Raw genomic sequence first — 21,039 nt, 5'->3', positions numbered from 1 at the left:
AGCCTCAACATGAAGAGATTCGCGCTGTCGCGCACCGGCATCGCAGTGGCCGCGTCGGCCCTTTCGCTCACCCTGGCCACCGGATGCTCCGACAGCGGATCCGGCTCGAAGGACGACGACAAGGCCGCGGGCTCCGACAAGCCGACCGCCGCCGCGAAGGTCCTGAGCGACGCGGAGTTGACGAAGCGGATCATCGCGGCGGGTGACGTCGACGGGTACAAGGTCGGGCCGGCGGACCAGTCCGAGGCGTTCACGTCCTCCAAGGACGACGTGAAGGTCGTGGACGAGAAGTGCGCGCCGATCGCGTACGTCGTGACCGGTTTCGCGCCCGGCGACTCGACCGCGTACGTCAACCGCATGGCCACCCAGGAGGTTTCGGCCTCGCCCAGCGCGTCCTCCACCAAGAGCCTGGAGGACATGACGGACGAGGACCTCGACGACGCGATGAAGTCGATCACCGACGCCCTCGGCGCGACGGTGACGATCGTCTCGCTCTCCTCGTACGAGGGTGACGGCGCCAAGGAGACGATGTCCTCCGTCTCCGACGCGATCAAGGGCTGCGCGAGCGGCTTCAAGGCCACGGGGAACGGCGACACGCAGAAGTTCACCAAGGTCGAGGCGGAGAAGGCCTCGGGCAGCGGTGACGATTCGCTGGCCTTCGCCGTGACCGGAGACGCGGAGGGCGACAAGGTCGTGGTGCACGGCGAGGTCGTACGCCACGGCAGCACCATCGCCACGTACTACACGCTGAGCCTGGCGGCCTTCGCCGACGAGGCCACGGCCGGCGACTACACCATCCCGGCCGAGATCATCAAGGCTCAGGCGGCCAAGCTCGCCTGAGCCCATCCGAAGAAGCTTCTTACAGCTTGTCGATGTCCAAGTTCGCGATCGCCGCCTTGGCGACTTCACGGCCCCGGGCCGTGAAGTCGCCCTTGCCCGGGTAGCTGACCGTGAGCTTGTACATGTCCCCCGCCGAGGACTTGTAGTAGAAGATCTTCAGCTCGCGGGGGCGGGGGTTCTGGCTGTCGGTGGTCGTGTAGACGACCGTGTTCTCGGCGGACTCCTTGCCGTGGTACGTCGTGTTCCCCTCGGGGGTCGTCCTCGGGCCCTCGGGCATGCTCAGCTGGTACGCACCGCTGTCTTTGAACTCACCGTCGTCGGCGTACATTTCGGCCCGCGCGGAGTCCTTGATCTGCTTGCTCGCGTCCTCGGACTTCTTGGCGAGGGTCAGGCCGATCCAGATGCTGCCGCTCCAGTCGGTGTAGGTGACCCAGTGCGTCTTGTCCGAACTCCGGTCCGGCGTGGATCTCTGGTAGTCCTTGGGCACCGCCAGCGTCGCGGCGACGTCCGCCTCGTGCCGCGTCTTCCAGCCCTCCGGCAGCGGTCCCGCGAACGGGTTCGCGATCACCAGGTATGCCGCCACCGCCGCCGCGACGAACGCCGCGCCGAGGCCGAACAGGGTCTTACGGCCGACCCGCAGGCCCTTGCCGCCCGGCCCCGCGATCTGCACGACCTGCGTCGGCGCCGTTGCGGGCGGCTGCGCGGCCGCCTCCAGGAGCCGGCGGACCCGGGCCGCGTCGGGGCGCCGGGACGGGTCCTTGCCGAGGAGGCCGTTGATCACCTCCGCGAGCGAACCGTTCGCCGGAGCGGGCGGTGCGGGCGTGGAGTTGAGGACCGACTGGAGCGTGGCGGGCGTGTTGCTGCGGCGGAACGGGGAGACGCCCTCCGTCGCCGCGTAGAGCACCACACCGAGCGACCAGAGGTCGGAGGCCGGGCCGGGGCGCTGGCCCAACACCCGCTCCGGGGCGATGTATTCGGGTGAGCCGACGAAGCCGCCGGTGTCCGTCAGGTTCGTCTCGCCCTCGATCTGGGCGATGCCGAAGTCGGTGAGGACGACGCGGTCGTGGCGGCCGAGCAGGACGTTGTCGGGCTTGACGTCACGGTGCAGGATGCCCGCCGCGTGCGCGGCCTCAAGGGCGCCCAGGACCTCCAGGCCGACGCGCGCGGCCTCGCGGACGCCGAGCGTGCCCTCCTGGAGGGCGTCGCCCAGCGAGCGGCCCTGCACCAACTCCATGACGATCCACGGCTGTCCGTCCACGACCGCGACGTCGTGGACGTTCACGACGGCCGGGTGGTCGAGCCGCGCCGCCGCGCGCGCCTCGCGACGCATCCGCTCGAAGGCGTTGGCGCGTTCGCGCTCGGGAAGATGGTCCGGGACGCGCGGCTCCTTGACGGCGACCTCACGGTCCACCGTCTCGTCCTTGGCCCGCCAGACGGTGCCCATGCCGCCGTGGCCGAGCTTGGAGAGGAGCCGGTAACGGCCGGCGATCAGTCGTCCGGCTCCCGGTTCCTGCGCCTGCTGCTCAGGCACGGCCTGGGTGGGCGCGGCATACGGATTGCCCGGGTACGGGACGCCGGGCTGCTGCGCCGGCACGCCCGACTGCTGTGCGGGCACACCCGGCCGCGGCGGTTGCAGACCGAAACTGGTTGGCTGGTCGGCTCCGTAAGGGACTCCCCCGTTGTTGCTCATAGGTCCATCTCTATCGCGGCAAGTGCTTCGGCTTCCAGCCCGATCGCTTTCCGGTCACAGACCCGTGACGCGCGCCATCCCATATCTCCTGTTACGACGCCACGAACGTGTCCACCGCAACGTCGAAGTACTCCTTCGCCTCCGTCACCTTCCCGACCGGCGCCGAGACCCACACGTCGTACATCCGGCCGCCCTCCTCCCAGCACAGGTCGTACGTGTGCCGGGCGCCCTCCGCCTTGGTGAAGCCGTTCCAGGTGAACTCCCAGAGCGCGGCGGGCTGTCCGTTGTGCGTGGTGCTCGTGACGGCGCCGTCGCGGTAGCCCGGGTTCGTGGAGGGCCCCTTGGCGTCCGCCCGCCGCATCACCGTGAGCGGGCCGCCCGTCTCGGGATCGGCGACCTTGATGCCGAGGCGGAAGGTCTGCCCCGGTGACATGTAGAAGACGCGCTCGCCCTGCGGATCGCGCGTGAAGTCGTCGGGCACGGCGAGCGAGAAGCCGCCTGGATCCGGCGCGAGGCGGTAACCCGAAGGCGCCTTGCGACCGGTGGTGGTCGGCGTCTGCTGCCGGGTCACGGTGACGGTGGGCGCGGGGCTCGGGGACGCCGGCGTCGACTCCGACGCGCTCTGCGACGTACCCGGCGTGGACCTGGACGCGGACGTGCTCGCCGGGGACGGCGTACCGCCCCCGCCGTGGTTCATCAGAAGCGCCGCCGCCGACACCCCCGCCCCGGCCATCGCGGCCACCAGCGCGGCGGCGACGAGGACGCCCCGCGTGGAAGGCCTCGTCGGGCGCTCAGGCGCGGCGACAGGAGGCGGTGGCGGCGAGAGCACGGGCTTCGGCCTGGGTACGTCACGCTGCGTGGGCGTGTACGGGGTTTGCAGCCGTGGTGTACGGCCCGTGTCGCGGAAGGCGCGCAGCATCCGCTCCGCCTCCGCCGCGTCGAGCCGCCGTTCGGGATCGCGTTCCAGCAGCCCTCGTACGACGGGCAGCAGCGGCGCGGCCTGCGCGGGCGGACGGATCTCGTCGACGACGACCGCGTGCAGGATGCCGCCCAACGAGTCGCGCCGGAACGGCGATTCGCCGCTCAGGACCGTGCACAGCAATGCGCCGAGCGACCACAGGTCGGACTCGGGGCCCGTCCTGACCCCGGACATCCGCTCGGGCGCGGTGTACTCGGGCGAGCCGACGAACGCCCCGCTCTCGGTGAGCGTCGTCGCACCCGCGACCTGGGCGATACCGAAGTCGGTGAGGACGACACGGTCGGTGCCCGCCTCCATCAGGACGTTGGCGGGCTTGAGGTCCCGGTGCAGAACACCCGCGTCGTGCGCGCGGCGCAGCGCGCCCAGCAGGTCGATGCCGATGCGGGCGGCCTCGCGCGCGTCGACAGGGCCGTTGCTGGAGATCCGCTCGGCGAGCGAGCCGCCGTCGATCAACTCCATGACGATGTACGGGCGTTCGTCGTCCACGACCACGTCGTGCACGACGATGATGTGCGGGTGGTGCAGCTGCGCGACGGCGCGGGCCTCGCGCAGGGTGCGTTCGCGCTGCTGCCGGGCCTCGTCCTCCGAGAGCGAGTCGTCGACCGCGAGTTCCTTCACCGCGACCCGGCGGCCGAGCAGTTGGTCGGTGGCGCGCCATACGACGCCCATGCCGCCCCGTCCGATCCTGGCCTCCAGCCGGTAACGGCCGGCGATCACACGGACGTTCTCCCCCTCGGTCCCCATGCGCCCCATCATGCCGCACCGGACGGATCGGCTCCGGGGCGCCGACCGGCCAAGTGTGCCGCCGCCCCAAGACTGCCGGTGGCACACTCCAGGGAACTCAGGCCTTGGCGCGGACCATGCTGGGCCGGATCGACGAGGCCACCGCGATGGAACGGCGCCTCAACGCTCGCTGCCGGGGTCGGGATCAGCGAGTCCACCGCCCACGCCTACACCCACGCGGTCATCCACCTGCTCGCCGAACGCGCGCCGGGTCTGCTGAAGGTCCTGCTCGAGGCCCATCCGGACTTCGCCACCGGCAAAGTTTCGGCCAGTTCGTCGGCGTGCGTGACCAGGTCGGCCGGGCGACCAGGGGCGATCATTTTCGGCCACAACCTGTTTTGAAAAAGACACAAAGCATGGCAAATCACCAAGGTATACACGCCACACAGGGCAAAACGAGTGGCTTGAATCATGCTGTCACGTGGATCATGGAACCCTTACATTTTCCTTATGGGAAACACATTGAAGCGCCTTTCCGTCACGAGCGTCGCGGCGGTGGCGATATTCGCTACGACCACAGTGACCAATGCCAGCGCGGCGAGTGGCGGAGCCGCGTGCTCGGTGACCGGCGCCTCGGGGAGTCTCACGTTCACCAACTGGACAGCCAACCATGTGGACATCAGCGGTTGGGTCAAGGACACCGCTGCCGATGGTCACCATGTGGCCATTCGACTCTTTTCCGTAGACGGCGGCACTGGATGGGTAACGGATTGGCCCTGGCATTCTGAATACGACGGAAACGGATCGACTACCTCCTTCACCACTTACGCGTCGCCCTCCGGCGATGATCTCGACTACATCGGCGCGCAGGTGGCGGTCATTGAAGGGAGTACGATAGTCCGTTCTTGCTCGGACTATGCCTGAGCCCCCGCACAACGACCCGCCGTAACTACGATTCAGATAGGTGCCATTGGGGCACGGAATCGAATAGTTAGAACCAAAGCGGGAACTTCCTCGGTGCGAACGATGAAGGTGACGCCGACCGACTGCGGATTACCCCTCGCTGAAGCACAGTGGTTGTCGGCGCCCTCTGTACTGTCATTCGCCAGCGAGCTTCGCTCACCTAAGAGTGGACGGGAAGCGCTCGGGGTCGACTTCGAATCGTTGACGTATCGGCCCACGCGATTTTCGGATGGGCCGATACGCGACCGCGTTTCGTGAAGTCGTCGTCCCCTATCAGGACGCCGACGGTATGCAGGGTGTCCCCAGCCGGGAGTCGGACGGACTGCAGGGTCACCGGGGTGTTGCTGCGACGGAACGGCGAGACGCCTCCGTCGCCGCGTACAGCACCACGCCGGGCGACCAGAGATCGGAGGCAGGACCCGGCCGCTTCCCCAACACCCGCTCCGGGGCGATGAGAGCTACCACAGTGACAGCGGAACCTTCTGTTCCACTCGGATCAACCCTCCTGGAAGCCCCGCAGGATCCAGTCGAACTGCTTTCTGGTGGTGGCCCAGTCGTCGGCCGGCGAGGCCGCGTAGATGGCGTACTCGGTGCCGTCACTGTTCATGTACCCGACGTCGATCGCACGGTAGGGCCCCGGGAAGTAGTGCGGCGGGTCCTTGGCCAGCGCGTTCCACGTGTACTCCCAGCGGACGCCCGGCAGGTCGCGGAATAGCTCCTCCTTGAGGCTCAGCTGCTTGTAGTCCTGCAGCCGCTGTGAGACCCGCTGCTCCAGGTAGCTCATGTGCTCGTACGAGGTGCGGAAGTCCGGCGCGGTGTCGACGGCGACCCGCACGAGGTGCTTGCCCTTGTCGGGCGAGTAGTCGACCTGCCGGAGGCCGTCCTGGTCGATGGAGACGGACCGCTTCCACCCCTTGGGCAGGGAGATGCTGAAGCCCACCGGGTCGTTGCGCCGCTCCCAACCGGCGGGAACCGCCCCCTGACCGCCCTCGTCGCTCGGCGTGGCACTGGCACTGGCACTGACACTCGGAGTCGACGATGCAGAGGCGGAGTCGCCGGGGCTGCCCGTGCCGAACTGCTGCAGCGCGACCGCGACACCCCCGCCGACGATCGCCGCGAGGGCGACGACCAGGGCGAACGTGCGCAGGCGGTGCCGCTTCGGCGGCGCGGGCACGGGCCCGATCGTCACCGGCGGATACGGCGTGGCGGCGACCGTCTGCGCGCGGGTACCGGTGCCGGTCCCCGTCTCCGTGGTGTCGTACCCCGCCTGCCCCGTCGGCGCATACGACTGCGCCGCACTCGACAGTCGTCCCGCCGCCGCCTCGGCAAGCATGTGCTCGGCCTGCGCCGCGCCGGGCCGCTCGGCCGGATCCTTGCGCAGCAGCGCGGCGAGGACGGGCCCCAGCGCACCCGCGTTGACCGGTTCGGCGGGTTCCTCCTCGACGACGGCCTGCATGGTGCCGATGGGCGAGGTGCGGCGGAACGGCGACCTGCCCTCGACCGCCGTGTACAGCGTCGCGCCGAGCGCCCACAGGTCGGAGGCCGGGCCCGGGTCGTGGCCGCGTACCCGCTCGGGGGCGAGGTAGTCGACCGAGCCGACGACCTCTCCGGTGCGGGTGATCGTGGTGTCGCCCTCTATCTGGGCGATGCCGAAGTCGGTGAGCAGGACACGGCCGTCCTCGCCGAGCAGGACGTTGCCGGGCTTGACGTCACGGTGCAGGACGCCGGCGGCGTGCGCGGCGCGCAGCGCCCGCAGCACCCACAGGCCGATGCGCGCCGCCTCGGCCGGTTGGATGCGCCCCTGCTCCTTGACCTCGTCGGCCAGCGAGTTGCCCTCGACCAGCTCCATGACGATCCACGGCCGGTTGTCGTGCTCCAGGACGTCATGCACGGTGACGACGGCCGCGTGGTTGATCCGGGCGGCGGCCCGCGCCTCGGCATGGGTGCGGGCGAGCAGCCGGGCCAGGTCGCCCTCGGCGACATAGAGCGCGGCGGTCAGCTCCTTGACCGCGACCGCGCGGTGCAGCACCTCGTCGTGAGCGCGCCACACTCGGCCCATGCCACCGCTGCCGATGATGTCGACAAGCCGGTAGCGGCCCGCGAGGAGCAGGCCCTGCATCTGATTCACGTTTCCCCGCAATGGTCTTGACAGGGGTCAGACTAAAGAGCGGCCCCCGCGCAGGGAACCGGCGGGGTCGTACGGAGACCGCACTGTGACGGTTCTCCCTTCCGGGTACGGGAGGGAACCATTCGGTGTTCAGGGCCGGATGGGACGGTGAACGGCTCAGCCCGTGACCTGATACGTCGCCGACGCCTGCTCGTACAGCCGCGTCACCTCGTCCCGTTCGGCCTCCGGACCGCGCAGTTGCACCACGTGGTAGCGCCCGCCGATGAGGATCGCGAGGTTGCGCACGTACAGCGAGCGCCCCGCGGAGTCCTGCCAGGTGAACTGCCCCTCGGCCATGGTCCGTCCACCCACGTCGATCCGCCGCATCCCGCTGGACGTGGCCCAGGTCGAGTCCCGGAACGGCTGCAGTTCCTTCTCGCTCTCCCGCTGATACGTCATCGGGTCGCTGCCGTACGTCGCCGTGCTGTCCCGGCCGGGTACGACGATGAGCTCGAAGTCCCCGTGGGAGTACACGACCTGGCCGCTTCCGTTCTTCGGCGAACGGTCCCAGCCGTCGGCGACCGCGACGCTGAAGCCTTCCGGATCCTTGCGGAGCTTGAATCCCTGGGCGACATCGGGGTCGCCGGTCTGCGACTTCGTCGAACTGGACGCCCCCGACGGGCTCTTGTTCTCGCCGGGGGAGGTCTGGTCGGGCCGCGGCTCGCTGCTCGCCTTGCTGTCGCCGCTGGTGTCGGGGGCCGGGCTGACGTCTCCGGCGGCACCGGTCCGATCCCCGTCCGTACCGCTGCCGCTGCTCGACTCGGCCTTCGGCATGAAGACCATGGCGTACGTGATCGCCGCGGCCAGCAGAAGGAGGACCAGCAGGAGCAGATTCCGGCCCAGGCGGCGGGGCCTCGCCGGCTTCTCCTGCTTGGCGCGCTTGTGGCGGGCGTGCGGGCTGGTCGCGGGCAGCCCGGCGCGGCGTCTGCGGACGAGCTCACCCCGACGCCGTACGATCGGCAGCCGGCTCGGGTCGACGGGCGGCGCCGCGATGACATGGGCCCCGGCCTCGGGCTCCGGCGCGGACCGCACGAGGGAGCGCAGCCAGCCGCGCAGTTCCTCGAAGTCGAGTCGTTCGGTGGGGTCCTGGCGCAGCAGCGACTCCACGACCGGCCTGAGCGGCCCGCACTCCTCGGCGAACGCGGGCGGTTCCGCGCACACCAACTGCACGAGCTCCGCGGTGTTCTCCTCCGGGTAGGGCGCGTGCCCCTGCACGGCACGGAAGAGCAGCGCGCCCAGCGCCCACAGGTCGGTCGCGGACCCGATCGGCGCCGCCAACTGCCAGTTCTCCTGCACCGGATAGGCCTGCTCCGGCGCCCACCGCTCGGTCACGGGCCCGACCACGGCCATCCGCGCCTGCCGGGCCCGCTCCGCCGCGAGCGCGGTGCTCGGTCCCCGGCGCGGCGGCGCCCCGGCGACGAGCTCGTCCCAACGGCCGCCCTGGCCCTGGGTGTTGTCCGGACCACCGACGGCCGCTGAGGCACCGGGACCGCCATGCCCGCCCGCGGACTGCTGCCCGGGCGCGAGCTCAGGGGTGCCGTTCCCTCCGGCCGAGGCGCCGTTCACGCCTCCGGGGAGCGCGGCACGCCCTTGACCATGGACGCCACCAGGGGTTCCGGTACGCGGCTGGGCGCCATGCCAGCTGGTGCCGCCCCCGACCCCGTACGGGTCGGCTATCTGGCCGGGAGGTGCGGTGTGGGGGCGCTGCTCGGTGCCGTGGCCCGGGAGCTGGGGCGGGCCGCTGTAACCCGTGACTTGGGGTGCGCCGCCGTACCCGGTGACATGGGGCGAACCGTCCTGCCCGGGCAGCAGGGGCGAGCCACCGTGTCCGGGAACCTGGGCCGTGGGTGCCGAGGCGTCGGCGGCGTGTTCGCCCTGTGCCGAGGGCCTGGGTGCGGGCAGCGCGACCTGGTTGCTCCGTTCCTCTTCCTGTACGCGGGCGGCGGCTCGCGCTCCGGCGCGGTACGCGGCGATGGCCCCGGCGCGCGCCGCGCGGATGTCACCGCCGACTCCCTCCGTGCCGCCTGCCCCGCCCGCTCCGCCCGCTTCGAGCGCACGTCGGCCTACGCCCGCCGCGCCTCCCGCGGGCGTCCCCCGCTCCGCCCGGGCCTCGATCGCGGCCCGTCGCGCGGCTTCCGGATCGGCGCCGGGCGCCGTGGCCGCCACGGCCACACCATGCGAACCTCCGCCGCCGAACCCGGCCCCACCCGGACCACGGACTCCGGCACCGCTCGGCCCGCCCGACGCACGGGCCCCAGCACCCCGCTGAGCACCTCCGCCCGCGCCGGGCGAACCGCCGTTCGCCGCCTGCCCCGTGCCACCACCGGAGCCCGCCCCGGCCCCGCCCCCGGGCTCAGTCCCGAAGTCCTCCCGGGCCGGTACCGGGTCGTACCCGCACAGCGCCTCCTCCGCGGCCCCGGCCGCCAGGCCGGTGAGCATCACGCGGCCGTCGTCGCAGACGAGCACCGTGCGCACGGTGATGTTCCCGTGCACCCACCCGTGCGCGTGCAGCACCCGCAGCGCGGTGAGCACGTCGGAGGCGACCTCGGCGGCCCGATAGGGGCTCAGCGGCTTCTCGGCGAGCAGCGCGGCCAGCGGCCTCGCGGGCACCAACTCGCTCACTATCCACAGCGACCCGCCCTCGGCGAACACGTCGAAGACCTGGTCGAGCCGGGGATGGTCGGGTATCTGCGCGGCAGCCTGCGCGGCCTCGATCGCCCGCCGCACAGCCGGTTCGGTGGGGCGGCGCGTGGTCCGCGCGGACGGCCGCCGCACCCCGCCGTCGCGTGCCACGAAACCCTCGGGCAGCCCGTCCGCGTCGAGCACCTCGGCCTCGACGACCTCCGGCAACGGCACCTGCCGTACCAGGACTTCCTGCCCGCTGTAGGTGTCGAAGGCCCGGCTCTCGGCGAGTTCGTACTCGTCGGACGGCGGCAGCGGCAGGCGGTAGCGGTCGGCCAGTACCCGTCCCGCATAGTCGTCCACGATGCCTCCCCCAGCCGACCGGTTGGTCAATTCCGTTCGCCTTGCGTCCCGTTGTGGCTTCGTACGGTCCGCAACCACTCACGATACGTGCCGGAGGCAACCCGCAAAGCGGTGATGCGAGATCTCAGAGCCCCCATCCGTGGCGGAACGTCACATCGGCGAGCGGTACGTCACGACTTCGGCTGGAACGTCTTGGTCAGCGTCTTCCACGTGTCCTTGCGCAGCTCGCTGTCCCAGTCGGACGCTTTCGCCGTATACATCAGCGCGTATCCCTGATGCGAGTTGACGACGAATCCGCGGTCGATCGACCGGTACTTCGTGCCACCGTCCGTGTACGTGAACTCCCAGTCGGCCGTGTTCCAGTCGCGGTAGTCCACCTTCTCTATGCGCACCCGCGTGTACTGCGAGCGCGTCATGTACCGCTCCTGGTTCTTCCAGTCCGCGACCGGGTCGTCCTTGGGCGTGGTCGTCCAGCCGATCAGGAGCTTCTGCCCGTCGGGACCGGTGAAGCGGGCTCCCCCGGCATCCGTGGACTGGTACTTCCACCCCTTCGGCAGCCCGATCGAGAACCCCTGACCGCCCTTGTACGTGTTCACGGCGGTGGAGTCCGACTCCTTGCCGCCGCTGTCCGCACCGCTCGACGCGCTCGCACTGGCACTCGCGCCCGACGTGGCGCCGGCGGTCTCCTCCGGGCCGGAACCCGAGGTGGAGCCCGTCTTGTCACCACTGTCCGTGTGGGCGCTGCCGCCCTTGTCCTTGCCACCGCTGCCGGTGGTCGCCCCGCTGGATGCGGCCGCCTTGGTGTCGCCGTTCTTGTTGTCCTTCGACCCGCCGTCGTCCCCGCCGCCGAGCGTGAGCGCCAGCACGGTGCCGAGCACGGCCAACGCCACGACCACCGCGATGATCACCAACGTCCGCCGCGGCACCACATCCGTGAGCGGCGCCCGAGGCACCGGCCGCGGCGGCCGCTCCGGAGCCACCGGCCACCCCGACCCCGAGGACCGGCCCGCCGACCCGGCAGCACCTCCGGCACCCGCAGAGCCCGCGGCGCCCGCCGAACTGGAGTTCACCGACGCACTGTCACGAACCCCCGCCTTTCCGGAGGAAGCCGCACCAGCACCGGAAGCCTTCCTCAACGAATGCGTCGAAGGAGCCGAGGACGACGGCTTCGAAGGCGACGAGGGCGCCGAGGACGAATGCGTCGAAGGCGCCAAGGGAGACGGCGCCGAAGGCGAGGCAGCCGTGGCGGCGCCCGCACCCGTGGAACCCGTCCCCTCACCGCCCGCCGACCCGGAGGCCTCCGACCCGACAGCCTTCGCGCGCGCCGTCGCCGCCGCGGTGGCCGCCGCCGTGGCAGCCCCCGCCGCGGAGGCAGCCTTCCGCACGGAACGCAGCGCCCCGCGCAAACGATCCGCCGCCTCCTCGCCCCGCCTGGCCCCGGAACCGCCCGAAGTCCCCTTGCCCGGAACCTCGTCCGGCACCGGCGGCAAGGCCACGACCTTCGTCGCGTCCGCCGGCTCCGGCACCGTCTCCCTGGGCTCGGGCGCGTGCAGCACGTCGTTGAGCATCGCCCGTGCGCCCGCGTCGTCGAGCCGCTGCTGGGGGTCCTTGGCGAGCAGCCCGTAAATCACGTTCTCCAGCGGCCCCGCGTTCTTCGGCTGCTCCACCGGCTCGGTCATCACCGCGGTGAGCGTCGCGATCGCGGAACCCTTGTCGTACGGAGGCACGCCCTCCACCGACGCGTACAACAGACCGCCCAGCGACCACAGGTCGGCCGCCGGGCCGGGCTTGTGACCGCGCGCCCGCTCCGGCGAGATGTACGAGGGCGCACCGACGAGCATGCCGGTCGAGGTGATGGACGGGTCGCCCTCGACCTGCGCGATGCCGAAGTCGGTCAGCACGACCCGGCCGTCGTCGGAGATCAGCACGTTCGACGGCTTCACGTCCCGGTGCAGGATGCCCTCGCGGTGCGCCGAACGCAGCACGTCGAGAATCGCCAGGCCCACCTCGGCCGCGCGCTTCGGCGTGAGCAGGCCGTCCTCGCGGATCACCTCGGCGAGCGACTTGCCCTCGACGAGCTCCATCACGATCCACGGCCTGTTGTCCTCGTCGACCACGTCGAAGACCGTCACCGCGCCGTTGTTGCGGATCCGCGCGATCGCCTTGGCCTCACGCAGGGTGCGCGTGATCAGCCGTCGCTTCTCGTCCTCGTCGATGCTCGACGGGAACCGCAGCTCCTTCACCGCGACCGTACGGCCCAGGGTCTCGTCCTGGGCCCGCCAGACCGTGCCCATGCCGCCGCGGCCGAGAACATCCCCCAGCCGGTAGCGCCCGGCGAGGAGACGTTCGCTCTTGTCCTGACGGGATGCTCCCGCCCGCTCCGCCTCCGACATGCGTCCCCTCATGCAACCCGCCCTGACAGAGCCTCCATTGTCCCTCACCCGACAAGCGCTCAGCGCCCAGGGGGCCCTTCACGCGTACAACCGGCCACCCTCGAGCCGCCCGTCACGCGGGGGACCGCCCGGCGTTCGCACAGCGCCGTCCCGCATGATGGGCCGCGACAAGGAAGGACCGCCGATGCCTGCACCCCGGACACGTCGGACACTTGTGTCCATACCCCTGTCCCTGGCGCTGCTCGGCCTGGCTCAGACCGGTCTGCTGGGCCTGACCCCTGCCGCCTCCCAAGGCCCCACCATCCCAGCCTCGGACGCCGCCCTCGACCTTCTCGTCACCCGTGGCAAGGCCCCGGCCGCCGCCCTGCTGGCCCGCGAGGAGACCGGCTCACGCTTCGCCGGGGCCGGTGACGGGATAGCCCGCTCCGACCACTTCCGCGCGGGCAGCATCACCAAGACGTTCATCGCGACGGTCGTCCTGCAGCTCGCCGCCGAGCACCGGCTGTCCCTGTCCGACTCCGTGGACGACCACCTCCCCGGCCTGGTGCGCGGCGCGGGCAATGACGGGCGCCGTCTGACCCTGCGCGCCCTGCTCACGCACACCAGCGGCCTGTACGACTTCACCGCGGACACCAAGGGCACCGTCCCCGTCACCCCGCTTCAGGCCGTACGCATCGCGCTCACCCACCCCCCGGCCGACCGCGGCCGCTTCGCCTACTCGAACACCAACTACGTACTGCTCGGCATGGTTGTCGAGCAGGTCACCGGCCACTCGTACGCCGTCGAGGCCGAGCGCCGCATCATCACTCCGCTCCGTCTGACCAGCACCTCGTTCCCCGGCGCCCGCACCTCGCTTCCCTGGCCGCACGGCCGTGCCTACGCCGCCGACGGATCCGACGTCACCGAACTCGACCCGCGCGTGGCCGGCGCGGCGGGCGAGCTCATCAGCACGCTCGCCGACCTGGACCGCTTCTACGCGGCCCTGCTCGGCGGCGATCTGCTGCCCTTGCGCTGGCTGCGCGAGATGCTCAACACCCGTACCGCACATGGCTCGTACGGCATGGGCCTGTTTCCCGTGAAGCTGCCGTGCGGCACCACGGTGTGGGGGCACAACGGCCGCATCTCCGGCAGCTACGTGCGCACCGCGGCCACCGTCGACGGTCGTCGTGTCCTCACCTTCCGGGTGAACACGGACGGGATGGCAGATCCGGACCTCGAACCCGCCCTGCTCGCTGCCGAGTTCTGCCCCCGCACCCCGTAGAACGGACGGGTTCCGAGCAAAGATCCCAGCTCACGACACCCGTTCGAGTGACATCCAGCTGGGCGGGGCCGGCTACAGCGGCACGATGTCGGGCGCTCCCAGCCGCGCCGCGTCCGCCGTCAGGTCGTCCGGCTGACGCTGGGACTCCCGCTCGGCCTCGACCCGCTTCTCGTAGTGCTCCACCTCGCGCTCGATCTGGTCCTTGTCCCAGCCGAGGACCGGCGCCATCAGCTCGGCGGCCTCGCGGGCGCTGCGCGTGCCGCGGTCGAAGGTCTCGATCGAGATGCGGGTGCGCCGGGTCAGCACGTCGTCCAGGTGCCGGGCGCCCTCGTGCGAGGCGGCGTAGACGATCTCGGCCCGGAGATAGTCCTCGGCGGCCGGCAGGGGCTCGCCCAGGGACGAGTTCTCGGCGATGAGGTCGAAGATCTCCTCGGCGAGTGCCCCGTAGCGGTTCAACAGGTGCTCCACGCGCACTACATGGAGCCCCGTGCGCTGCGCGATCCGCGCTCGCGCGTTCCACAGCGCCCGGTACCCCTCGGCACCGAGCAGCGGAATGTCCTCGGTGACGCATTCGGCGACCCGCTGGTCGAGGCCGTGCACCGCCTCGTCCACGGCGTCCTTGGCCATCACCCGGTACGTCGTGTACTTGCCGCCCGCCACGACGACGAGTCCCGGCACCGGATGGGCCACGGTGTGCTCGCGCGACAGCTTGCTGGTGGCTTCGGACTCGCCGGCCAGCAGCGGGCGCAGCCCCGCGTACACGCCCTGTACGTCGTCGCGGGTCAGCGGAACCGAGAGCACCGAGTTCACATGCTCCAGCAGATAGTCGATGTCCGCGCTGGACGCCGCCGGGTGGGCCTTGTCGAGGTCCCAGTCGGTGTCGGTGGTGCCGATGATCCAGTGGCGCCCCCACGGGATCACGAACAGCACGGACTTCTCGGTACGCAGGATCAGGCCCGTGGAGGAGTTGATCCGGTCCTTCGGGACGACCAGGTGGATGCCCTTGGACGCCCGTACGTGGAACTGGCCACGCTCCCCCACCATCGCCTGGGTGTCGTCGGTCCACACACCCGTGGCGTTGACGATCTGCTTGGCGCGGATCTCGTACTCCCCGCCGCCTTCGACATCCTGCACCCTGGCACCGACAACGCGTTCGCCCTCGCGCAGGAAGCCGGTCACCCGCGCGCGGTTGGCGACCTTCGCGCCGTAGGCCGCCGCCGTGCGCACCAAAGTGGCCACATAGCGGGCGTCGTCCATCTGCGCGTCGTAGTACTGCAACGCGCCGACCAGCGCGTCCTTCTTCAAAGCGGGGGCGACGCGCAGGGCGTGGCTGCGGGTCAGATGACGGTGTGTGGGCAGTCCGCGTCCGTGGCCGCTCGAAAGCGACATGGCGTCGTAGAGGGCGACGCCCGAGCCCGCGTACAACCGCTCCCAGCCCTTGTGTTGGAGCGGGTAGAGGAACGGGACGGGTTTGACGAGGTGCGGTGCGAGCCGTTCGAGAAGCAGCCCGCGCTCCTTCAGGGCCTCGCGCACCAGCGCGAAGTCGAGCATCTCCAGATAGCGCAGGCCACCGTGGATCAGTTTGCTGGACCTGCTCGACGTGCCGGACGCCCAGTCACGCGCCTCGACCAGGCCCGTGGACAGGCCGCGTGTCACGGCGTCGAGCGCCGTACCCGCACCGACCACGCCCGCGCCGACGACCAGCACGTCCAGCTCGCGCTCGGCCATTCCCGCCAGTGACTCGGCGCGCTCCGCCGGCCCCAGTGTCGCTGTCCTCACCGCTGCCTCCCGCTGTCTGTCGCGCCGGCCGCACCTGTCCGGCTGGGCCCGGCTCGCATCCCCCTCCTCAAAGTCTGACCGTCATGCCCGACTTCGGCCACCGTCCGCCCTCAGCCTGTGGACAACTCTCGGCGACTCGCAAGGAATCAAGGTCGAACAATCCAGCAAATCGGTCATATTTACTCCTAGTCTGACATTGCGCTCGTCCATCCTGTCCACAGGGCTTGCGCACCTGTCCCGCTTCGGTTATTGGGAAGGACGGCCCACGCCATGCCCGCAGATCTCGCCGTCATCGGACTCGGTCATCTCGGCCTGCCCCTGGCCCAGGCCGCCGTCGCCGCCGGCATCCCCACACTCGGCTACAAAACGGGGCCGGAAGGCGGCTCCCTCACCCCCGCCGAACTGCGCCGGATGCTCTCGGGGGGCTTCCGGCCGACCACCAACCCGGCAGAGCTCGGCCGGGTACGCACGGCGGTCATCTGCGCGCCCACCCCACGCGGTGCGGACGGCGGCCTCGATCTGAGCCAGGTGGAGGCGGCCGCCCGCACCCTGGCCGCGCGGCTGCGCCCGCACACCACGGTGATCCTGGAATCGCCCGTGCACCCCGGCACCACGGAGGAATTCCTCCGCCCGCTCCTCGAAGAGGGCTCGGGGCTGCGCGCCGGGCGCGACTTCCACCTCGCGTACTCCCCAAGCCGGGTCGATCCCGGCAACCGCGACTTCGCTCCCGCCAACACACCGAAGGTCATCGGCGGTCTGACCCCCGCGTGCACCGAGTCGGCCGCCGCCTTCTACGGGCGGCTCACCGACAAGGTGGTACGCGCGCGTGGCCCACGCGAAGCCGAAACCGTGCAACTCCTGGAGACCAACTACCGGCACGTCAATATCGCACTCGTCAACGAGATGGCCGTGCTCTGCCACGACCTGGGCGTCGACCTGTGGGACGTCATCCGTTGCGCCGAGACCAAGCCGTTCGGCTTCCAGGCGTTCCGTCCGGGGCCCGGCGTCGGCGGCCACGGCATCCCCCAGGACCTGGCCGGCCACTCGGGGCGCACCCTGCGGATGGTCGAACTGGCCCAGCAGGTCAACAACCACATGCCCCAGTACGTCATCCAGCGCGCCGCCACGCTCCTCAACGAGCACGGGAAATCGGCCCGCGCCGCGCGCGTGCTCCTCCTCGGCGTCACCTACAAGCCCGACCTCGCCGACCAGCAGGGCTCCCCCGCCCACGAGATCGCGCTGCGGCTGATGGAACTGGGCGCGTCCGTCAGCTACCACGACCCGCACGTCCCGGCCTGGCGCGTCCTCGGGCATCCGGTCCCGCGCGCGGACTCCCTCTACGAGGCCGCGGCCGACGCCGACCTCACGATCCTGCTCCAGCAGCACCGCACGTACGACCTGCAAGGACTGTCCGTGAAGGCCCAGCTGCTGCTCGACACCCGGGGGGCGACCCCGACCGGGGCGGCGCACCGGCTGTAAGCGTCACCGGTGAGATCCCCACACGGGGAACCCCGCTGAGCCGGAAACGGCCCACCGGCTGAACCGGCAGGCCGTTTGACCGAGCAACTGAATTACCTGGCCGAGTGCTCGTAGCGGTAACCGATCGCCTTACGAGCAGTCCCCTTGCCCACGCTCTCGCCAGTAATCTTGCTGTACACGTTGAAGGAGTACTCCTGGTAGAGCGGGTACGCATTCAAAGTCCCGAACTTGCCCCTGGGAACGTTCCAGCTGCCCGCCATGCTCTTCGTGCGCGATTTCGTGACATCGAAGCCGACGGCCGCCGACACGGGCTCAGCGGCCACCGTGATCGACGCGCTCTTCGTATTGCTCACGGTTTCCATGGCGGTCAGGGTGAGAGTCATAGGACCTCGTCCCTGAACTACGGCGATAGACTTCTTGCCCTGCACCAGCCCGTGATCCTTGATGTGATTGATGCCGCAGAAGGCCGGGTTGAAGTCAAGCCTCGCGCTCCGGCACGGTGTCCTCGAGGCAGCGCTGGCCTCGCTGGTCATACCCAAGGTGCCCGTGAGTACAGCAAGGGTAGCGGCTACGGCTCGTCCGCCGCGGGATATGGAAAGGCTGGTTGATCGCAACGGATTTCCCCTCGTTCTGCTGCCGGTCGAGCAGCAGAACGAGACTATCGATGTCAGGGACACACCAGAAAACTTAATCGAATTATCTGATCAACATTTGAGCCTTGGCGCCGCGAGAGACTCGATTCCAAGGGGCTCGGACCGATCGGGAACCGGACCGAGCCCCTCGGCTCAGCCGACGCTGCTAGCGCTTGTGCTGCGAGTCCGCGACCGTCACCTCGACGCGCTGGAACTCCTTGAGCTCGCTGTAGCCGGTGGTGGCCATGGCGCGGCGGAGAGCGCCGAAGAAGTTCATGGAGCCGTCGGGGGTGTGCGAGGGGCCGGTGAGGACCTCCTCGATGGTGCCGACGGTGCCGAGGTCGACCTTCTTGCCGCGCGGCAGCTCTTCGTTGACCGCCTCCATGCCCCAGTGGTGGCCCTTGCCGGGCGCGTCGGTGGCGCGGGCCAGCGGGGAGCCCATCATCACGGAGTCGGCGCCGCAGGCGATCGCCTTGGGGAGGTCGCCGGACCAGCCGACACCGCCGTCGGCGATGACGTGCACATACCGGCCGCCGGACTCGTCCATGTAGTCGCGGCGGGCGGCGGCGACGTCCGCGACGGCCGTGGCCATCGGGACCTGGATGCCCAGTACGTTGCGCGTGGTGTGCGCGGCGCCGCCGCCGAAGCCGACGAGGACACCGGCCGCGCCGGTGCGCATCAGGTGCAGGGCCGCGGTGTACGTGGCGCAGCCGCCGACGATCACCGGGACGTCCAGCTCGTAGATGAACTGCTTCAGGTTCAGCGGCTCGGAGGCGCCCGAGACGTGCTCCGCCGACACCGTCGTACCGCGGATGACGAAGATGTCCACGCCCGCGTCCACGACGGCCTTGGAGAACTGCGCCGTGCGCTGCGGGGACAGGGCCGCGGCGGTGACGACGCCGGAGTCGCGCACTTCCTTGATGCGCTGCCCGATCAGCTCCTCCTTGATGGGAGCCGCGTAGATCTCCTGGAGGCGGCGGGTCGCGGTGTCCGCGTCCAGCTCGGCGATCTCGTCGAGCAGCGGCTGCGGGTCCTCGTACCTCGTCCACAGGCCTTCGAGATTCAGGACGCCCAGGCCGCCCAGCTCGCCGATGCGGATCGCGGTGGCCGGGGAGACGACCGAGTCCATAGGGGCGGCCAGGAAGGGCAGCTCGAAGCGGTAGGCGTCGATCTGCCAGGCGATCGAGACCTCCTTCGGGTCTCGCGTACGGCGGCTCGGGACGACGGCGATGTCGTCGAAGGCGTACGCCCGGCGGCCGCGCTTGCCGCGCCCGATCTCGATCTCAGTCACGTGTGTGGCCTTTCCGTTGTTCAGACCCTTAAAGGATCTCAGCAATCCCGGCTTTTCTGGCGGGATGGTCCGTGACGGCTGTCACCACAGCGTAAGCCGTGCTGCACCCTGACGACGGTCTCCCGATTCCTCCCCGCGCTGGGCGGGTTTTTCGCCGCCTGCCCGCCCCACCCCGGCCTTGCGACCGGGGTGGGCGATGCGGGTCTTACGGTCGGCTCCACGGGGCTTCGACGCAACCGTGGTCGCGTCCAGGTCTCCGGCCACTCCGGTACCTGTCAGTGCGACCGCCGCGAGGGCGGCGAGGTTCTGCGCTGCATTGGCATCCCGATCCAGGACAAGGCCGCACGCGTCGCAGTCGAAGACCCTCACGTTGAGCGGCAGTTTGGCTTTCACCGCGCCACACCGGGAGCATGTTTTCGACGACGGGTACCAGCGGTCGGCGACCACTAGGCGACAGCCGTTCCTCTGGATCTTGTAGGTGAGGTGGCGGCGGATCTCACCGAATCCGGCGTCAGCGACGCTACGTGCCAAGCGCCGGTTCTTGAGCATCCCGGCAACGTTCAGGTCCTCGACGACCACGGTGCCGTACTCGGCCGCCACGCTGGCCGTAAGTTTGCGTACCGCGTCATCCCGGAGGTTCGCGACCCGGTGGAGGATCTTGTTCCGCTCGGCGTTGGCCTTCTCCCACCGCTTCGACGGTTTCTGCCCTGTCCGGTGGTCAGGGCCCTGCCGACGGGAGACACGGCGGTTGTGGTGGCGTAGGAGTCCTTGCGCCTCGTCAAGGTACTTCGGGTTGTCGACATGCCGGACCTGGCCCATGCTGTCCGCGAGGACCGCGAGGTTCTTCACCCCGAGATCCATACCCACCGCGACATCGGGCCGGGAGACTCGATCAATGTCACGCTTCCGCTCCACCTGAAACGCCACGAACCAGCGGCCTCGCTCGTATCGCACGGTCGCGAACAAGACCCGCGCTGCGCCAGACACCAGGTGCTTCAGGAAACCATCGGCGCGTTCATGGATCCGGATCGTGCCGAGCCGAGGGAGGGTCACGTGCCGGCCGTCGGCCTCGACTCGGATGGTCCCGGTGGTGAACCGGCAGGACAGGCGCGCCGCCCGTTTCGACTTCCGCTGTGGCACCCCCACCTTCTGCCCCTTGCTCTTGCCGTTCTTCGACCTCGCATAGTTGTCGAACGCGGCAGCCGCGTTGGCCAGACCCGTGTTGTACGCCTCCTTGGAATTCTCCTCCCACCAGGATGCGAACCGTGGGTCGGTTTGCTTGGCCGCGTTGAACGCGCGTCGTAGAGCGGGCAACGACCACGAGCGCCACTGAGTCAGTTGCTCCTCGGGGACGCCGTAGGTCTCCTCGGCCCTGCGTTGGCACCAAGAAGCGGTCACATGAGCCACAGCCCAGTTGTACGCCGCTCGTGCAGCTCCGCAGTGGGACCCGAGAGCCCTCTCCTGACCTGCGCTCGGGGCGAGGGCAAACCGGTACGCCTGGACAACGAAGCCGGGGCGCGGCTTGAACTTCTTCACCTTGCCGAACCCCCTTGTTCGTAGTCACTGTGAATAGGCTACCAGCTTTATCGTGGTGACTGTGAATATGGACGGATTGCTCACCACCGAGCAGGCAGCCAAGCGTCTCGGTATCAAGGTCGAATCGGTATACACGTTCGCCCGCCGCCTCGACGGCTTCCCAGAGCCCATCCGAATCGGCCGCACCCTCCTATGGCCAGAGGGAGAACTCGACGCCTGGCGTGCCGCACACCCCGCACGCCACCGCGGATCCACCTGAGATCCACTGGCTCGGGCTTTTGCAGCCCCATCAGACACGCTGAGGGCGGTCCCGGAACTTCC

The 21,039-nt window shown here is 70.0% G+C and carries 14 protein-coding genes and 1 pseudogene; 6 read left to right on the top strand and 9 right to left on the bottom strand.

What is annotated here, in order from left to right; all coding sequences use genetic code 11:
• The first annotated feature begins 9 nt into the window (after positions 1 to 9).
• Positions 10 to 840: a hypothetical protein gene (locus tag AB5J53_RS29485; protein WP_369248644.1), complete on the top strand. Its 831-nt coding sequence runs from the start codon at positions 10 to 12 to the stop codon at positions 838 to 840.
• Between the two features lie 19 nt (positions 841 to 859).
• Here the strand turns inward: AB5J53_RS29485 and AB5J53_RS29480 are convergent, their stop codons facing one another.
• Positions 860 to 2,530 (bottom strand): protein kinase, encoded by a 1,671-nt coding sequence (locus tag AB5J53_RS29480; protein ID WP_369248643.1) that lies wholly within the window; start codon positions 2,528 to 2,530, stop codon positions 860 to 862.
• 91 nt (positions 2,531 to 2,621) lie between these two features.
• Complete coding sequence (locus AB5J53_RS29475) at positions 2,622 to 4,253, bottom strand: protein kinase (RefSeq protein WP_369248642.1); 1,632 nt, start codon at positions 4,251 to 4,253, stop codon at positions 2,622 to 2,624.
• Between the two features lie 159 nt (positions 4,254 to 4,412).
• Between AB5J53_RS29475 and AB5J53_RS29470 the strand changes: the two are divergent.
• Both AB5J53_RS29470 and AB5J53_RS29465 read left to right on the top strand, forming a co-directional pair.
• Positions 4,413 to 4,541 (top strand): annotated as a pseudogene (locus tag AB5J53_RS29470) (IS5/IS1182 family transposase); the annotation flags it as partial.
• A gap of 201 nt (positions 4,542 to 4,742) precedes the next feature.
• Positions 4,743 to 5,156, top strand: a complete 414-nt coding sequence (locus AB5J53_RS29465; RefSeq protein ID WP_369248641.1) for a hypothetical protein — start codon at positions 4,743 to 4,745, stop codon at positions 5,154 to 5,156.
• A 535-nt stretch (positions 5,157 to 5,691) separates the two neighbouring features.
• On the opposite strand, the gene AB5J53_RS29460 is transcribed toward AB5J53_RS29465, so the two are convergent.
• The 3 genes from AB5J53_RS29460 to AB5J53_RS29450 all read right to left on the bottom strand — a co-directional run bounded on the left by AB5J53_RS29460 (position 5,692) and on the right by AB5J53_RS29450 (position 12,740).
• Positions 5,692 to 7,314: a serine/threonine-protein kinase gene (locus AB5J53_RS29460; protein WP_369252539.1), complete on the bottom strand. Its 1,623-nt coding sequence runs from the start codon at positions 7,312 to 7,314 to the stop codon at positions 5,692 to 5,694.
• Between the two features lie 165 nt (positions 7,315 to 7,479).
• Complete coding sequence (locus AB5J53_RS29455) at positions 7,480 to 10,347, bottom strand: protein kinase (protein ID WP_369248640.1); 2,868 nt, start codon at positions 10,345 to 10,347, stop codon at positions 7,480 to 7,482.
• Positions 10,348 to 10,517: 170 nt separating this feature from the next.
• On the bottom strand, positions 10,518 to 12,740 hold the full coding sequence (locus tag AB5J53_RS29450) for a serine/threonine-protein kinase (RefSeq protein ID WP_369252537.1): 2,223 nt from the start codon (positions 12,738 to 12,740) through the stop codon (positions 10,518 to 10,520).
• Between the two features lie 184 nt (positions 12,741 to 12,924).
• Here AB5J53_RS29450 and AB5J53_RS29445 point away from each other — a divergent pair, with 184 nt between their 5' ends.
• Positions 12,925 to 14,001 (top strand): serine hydrolase domain-containing protein, encoded by a 1,077-nt coding sequence (locus AB5J53_RS29445; protein ID WP_369248639.1) that lies wholly within the window; start codon positions 12,925 to 12,927, stop codon positions 13,999 to 14,001.
• 72 nt (positions 14,002 to 14,073) lie between these two features.
• Here AB5J53_RS29445 and AB5J53_RS29440 read toward each other — a convergent pair whose 3' ends face one another.
• Complete coding sequence (locus AB5J53_RS29440; RefSeq protein ID WP_369248638.1) at positions 14,074 to 15,780, bottom strand: glycerol-3-phosphate dehydrogenase/oxidase; 1,707 nt, start codon at positions 15,778 to 15,780, stop codon at positions 14,074 to 14,076.
• A 270-nt stretch (positions 15,781 to 16,050) separates the two neighbouring features.
• Between AB5J53_RS29440 and AB5J53_RS29435 the strand changes: the two genes are divergently transcribed.
• Entirely contained in the window at positions 16,051 to 17,259 is a 1,209-nt protein-coding gene (locus tag AB5J53_RS29435) for a nucleotide sugar dehydrogenase (protein ID WP_369248637.1), read from the top strand.
• A 92-nt stretch (positions 17,260 to 17,351) separates the two neighbouring features.
• Here the strand turns inward: AB5J53_RS29435 and AB5J53_RS29430 are convergent, their stop codons facing one another.
• From AB5J53_RS29430 to tnpB, 3 genes are all read right to left on the bottom strand, one after another.
• Complete coding sequence (locus AB5J53_RS29430; protein WP_369248636.1) at positions 17,352 to 17,792, bottom strand: hypothetical protein; 441 nt, start codon at positions 17,790 to 17,792, stop codon at positions 17,352 to 17,354.
• Between the two features lie 265 nt (positions 17,793 to 18,057).
• Positions 18,058 to 19,182 carry a GuaB3 family IMP dehydrogenase-related protein gene (locus tag AB5J53_RS29425; RefSeq protein ID WP_369248635.1) on the bottom strand — a complete coding sequence of 375 codons (1,125 nt, stop codon included), beginning with the start codon at positions 19,180 to 19,182 and terminating at the stop codon, positions 18,058 to 18,060.
• An 81-nt stretch (positions 19,183 to 19,263) separates the two neighbouring features.
• Positions 19,264 to 20,718 (bottom strand): IS607 family element RNA-guided endonuclease TnpB, encoded by a 1,455-nt coding sequence (gene tnpB, locus AB5J53_RS29420; protein ID WP_369248634.1) that lies wholly within the window; start codon positions 20,716 to 20,718, stop codon positions 19,264 to 19,266.
• A 52-nt stretch (positions 20,719 to 20,770) separates the two neighbouring features.
• Here tnpB and AB5J53_RS29415 point away from each other — a divergent pair, with 52 nt between their 5' ends.
• Positions 20,771 to 20,977, top strand: a complete 207-nt coding sequence (locus tag AB5J53_RS29415) for a helix-turn-helix transcriptional regulator (protein ID WP_369248633.1) — start codon at positions 20,771 to 20,773, stop codon at positions 20,975 to 20,977.
• Positions 20,978 to 21,039: the final 62 nt, after the last annotated feature.

It is taken from the genome of Streptomyces sp. R41 (assembly GCF_041053055.1).
GTDB lineage: Bacteria > Actinomycetota > Actinomycetes > Streptomycetales > Streptomycetaceae > Streptomyces.
Note: the sequence above shows the minus strand (reverse complement) of the source record. Positions and strands in the feature narration are given on the sequence as shown.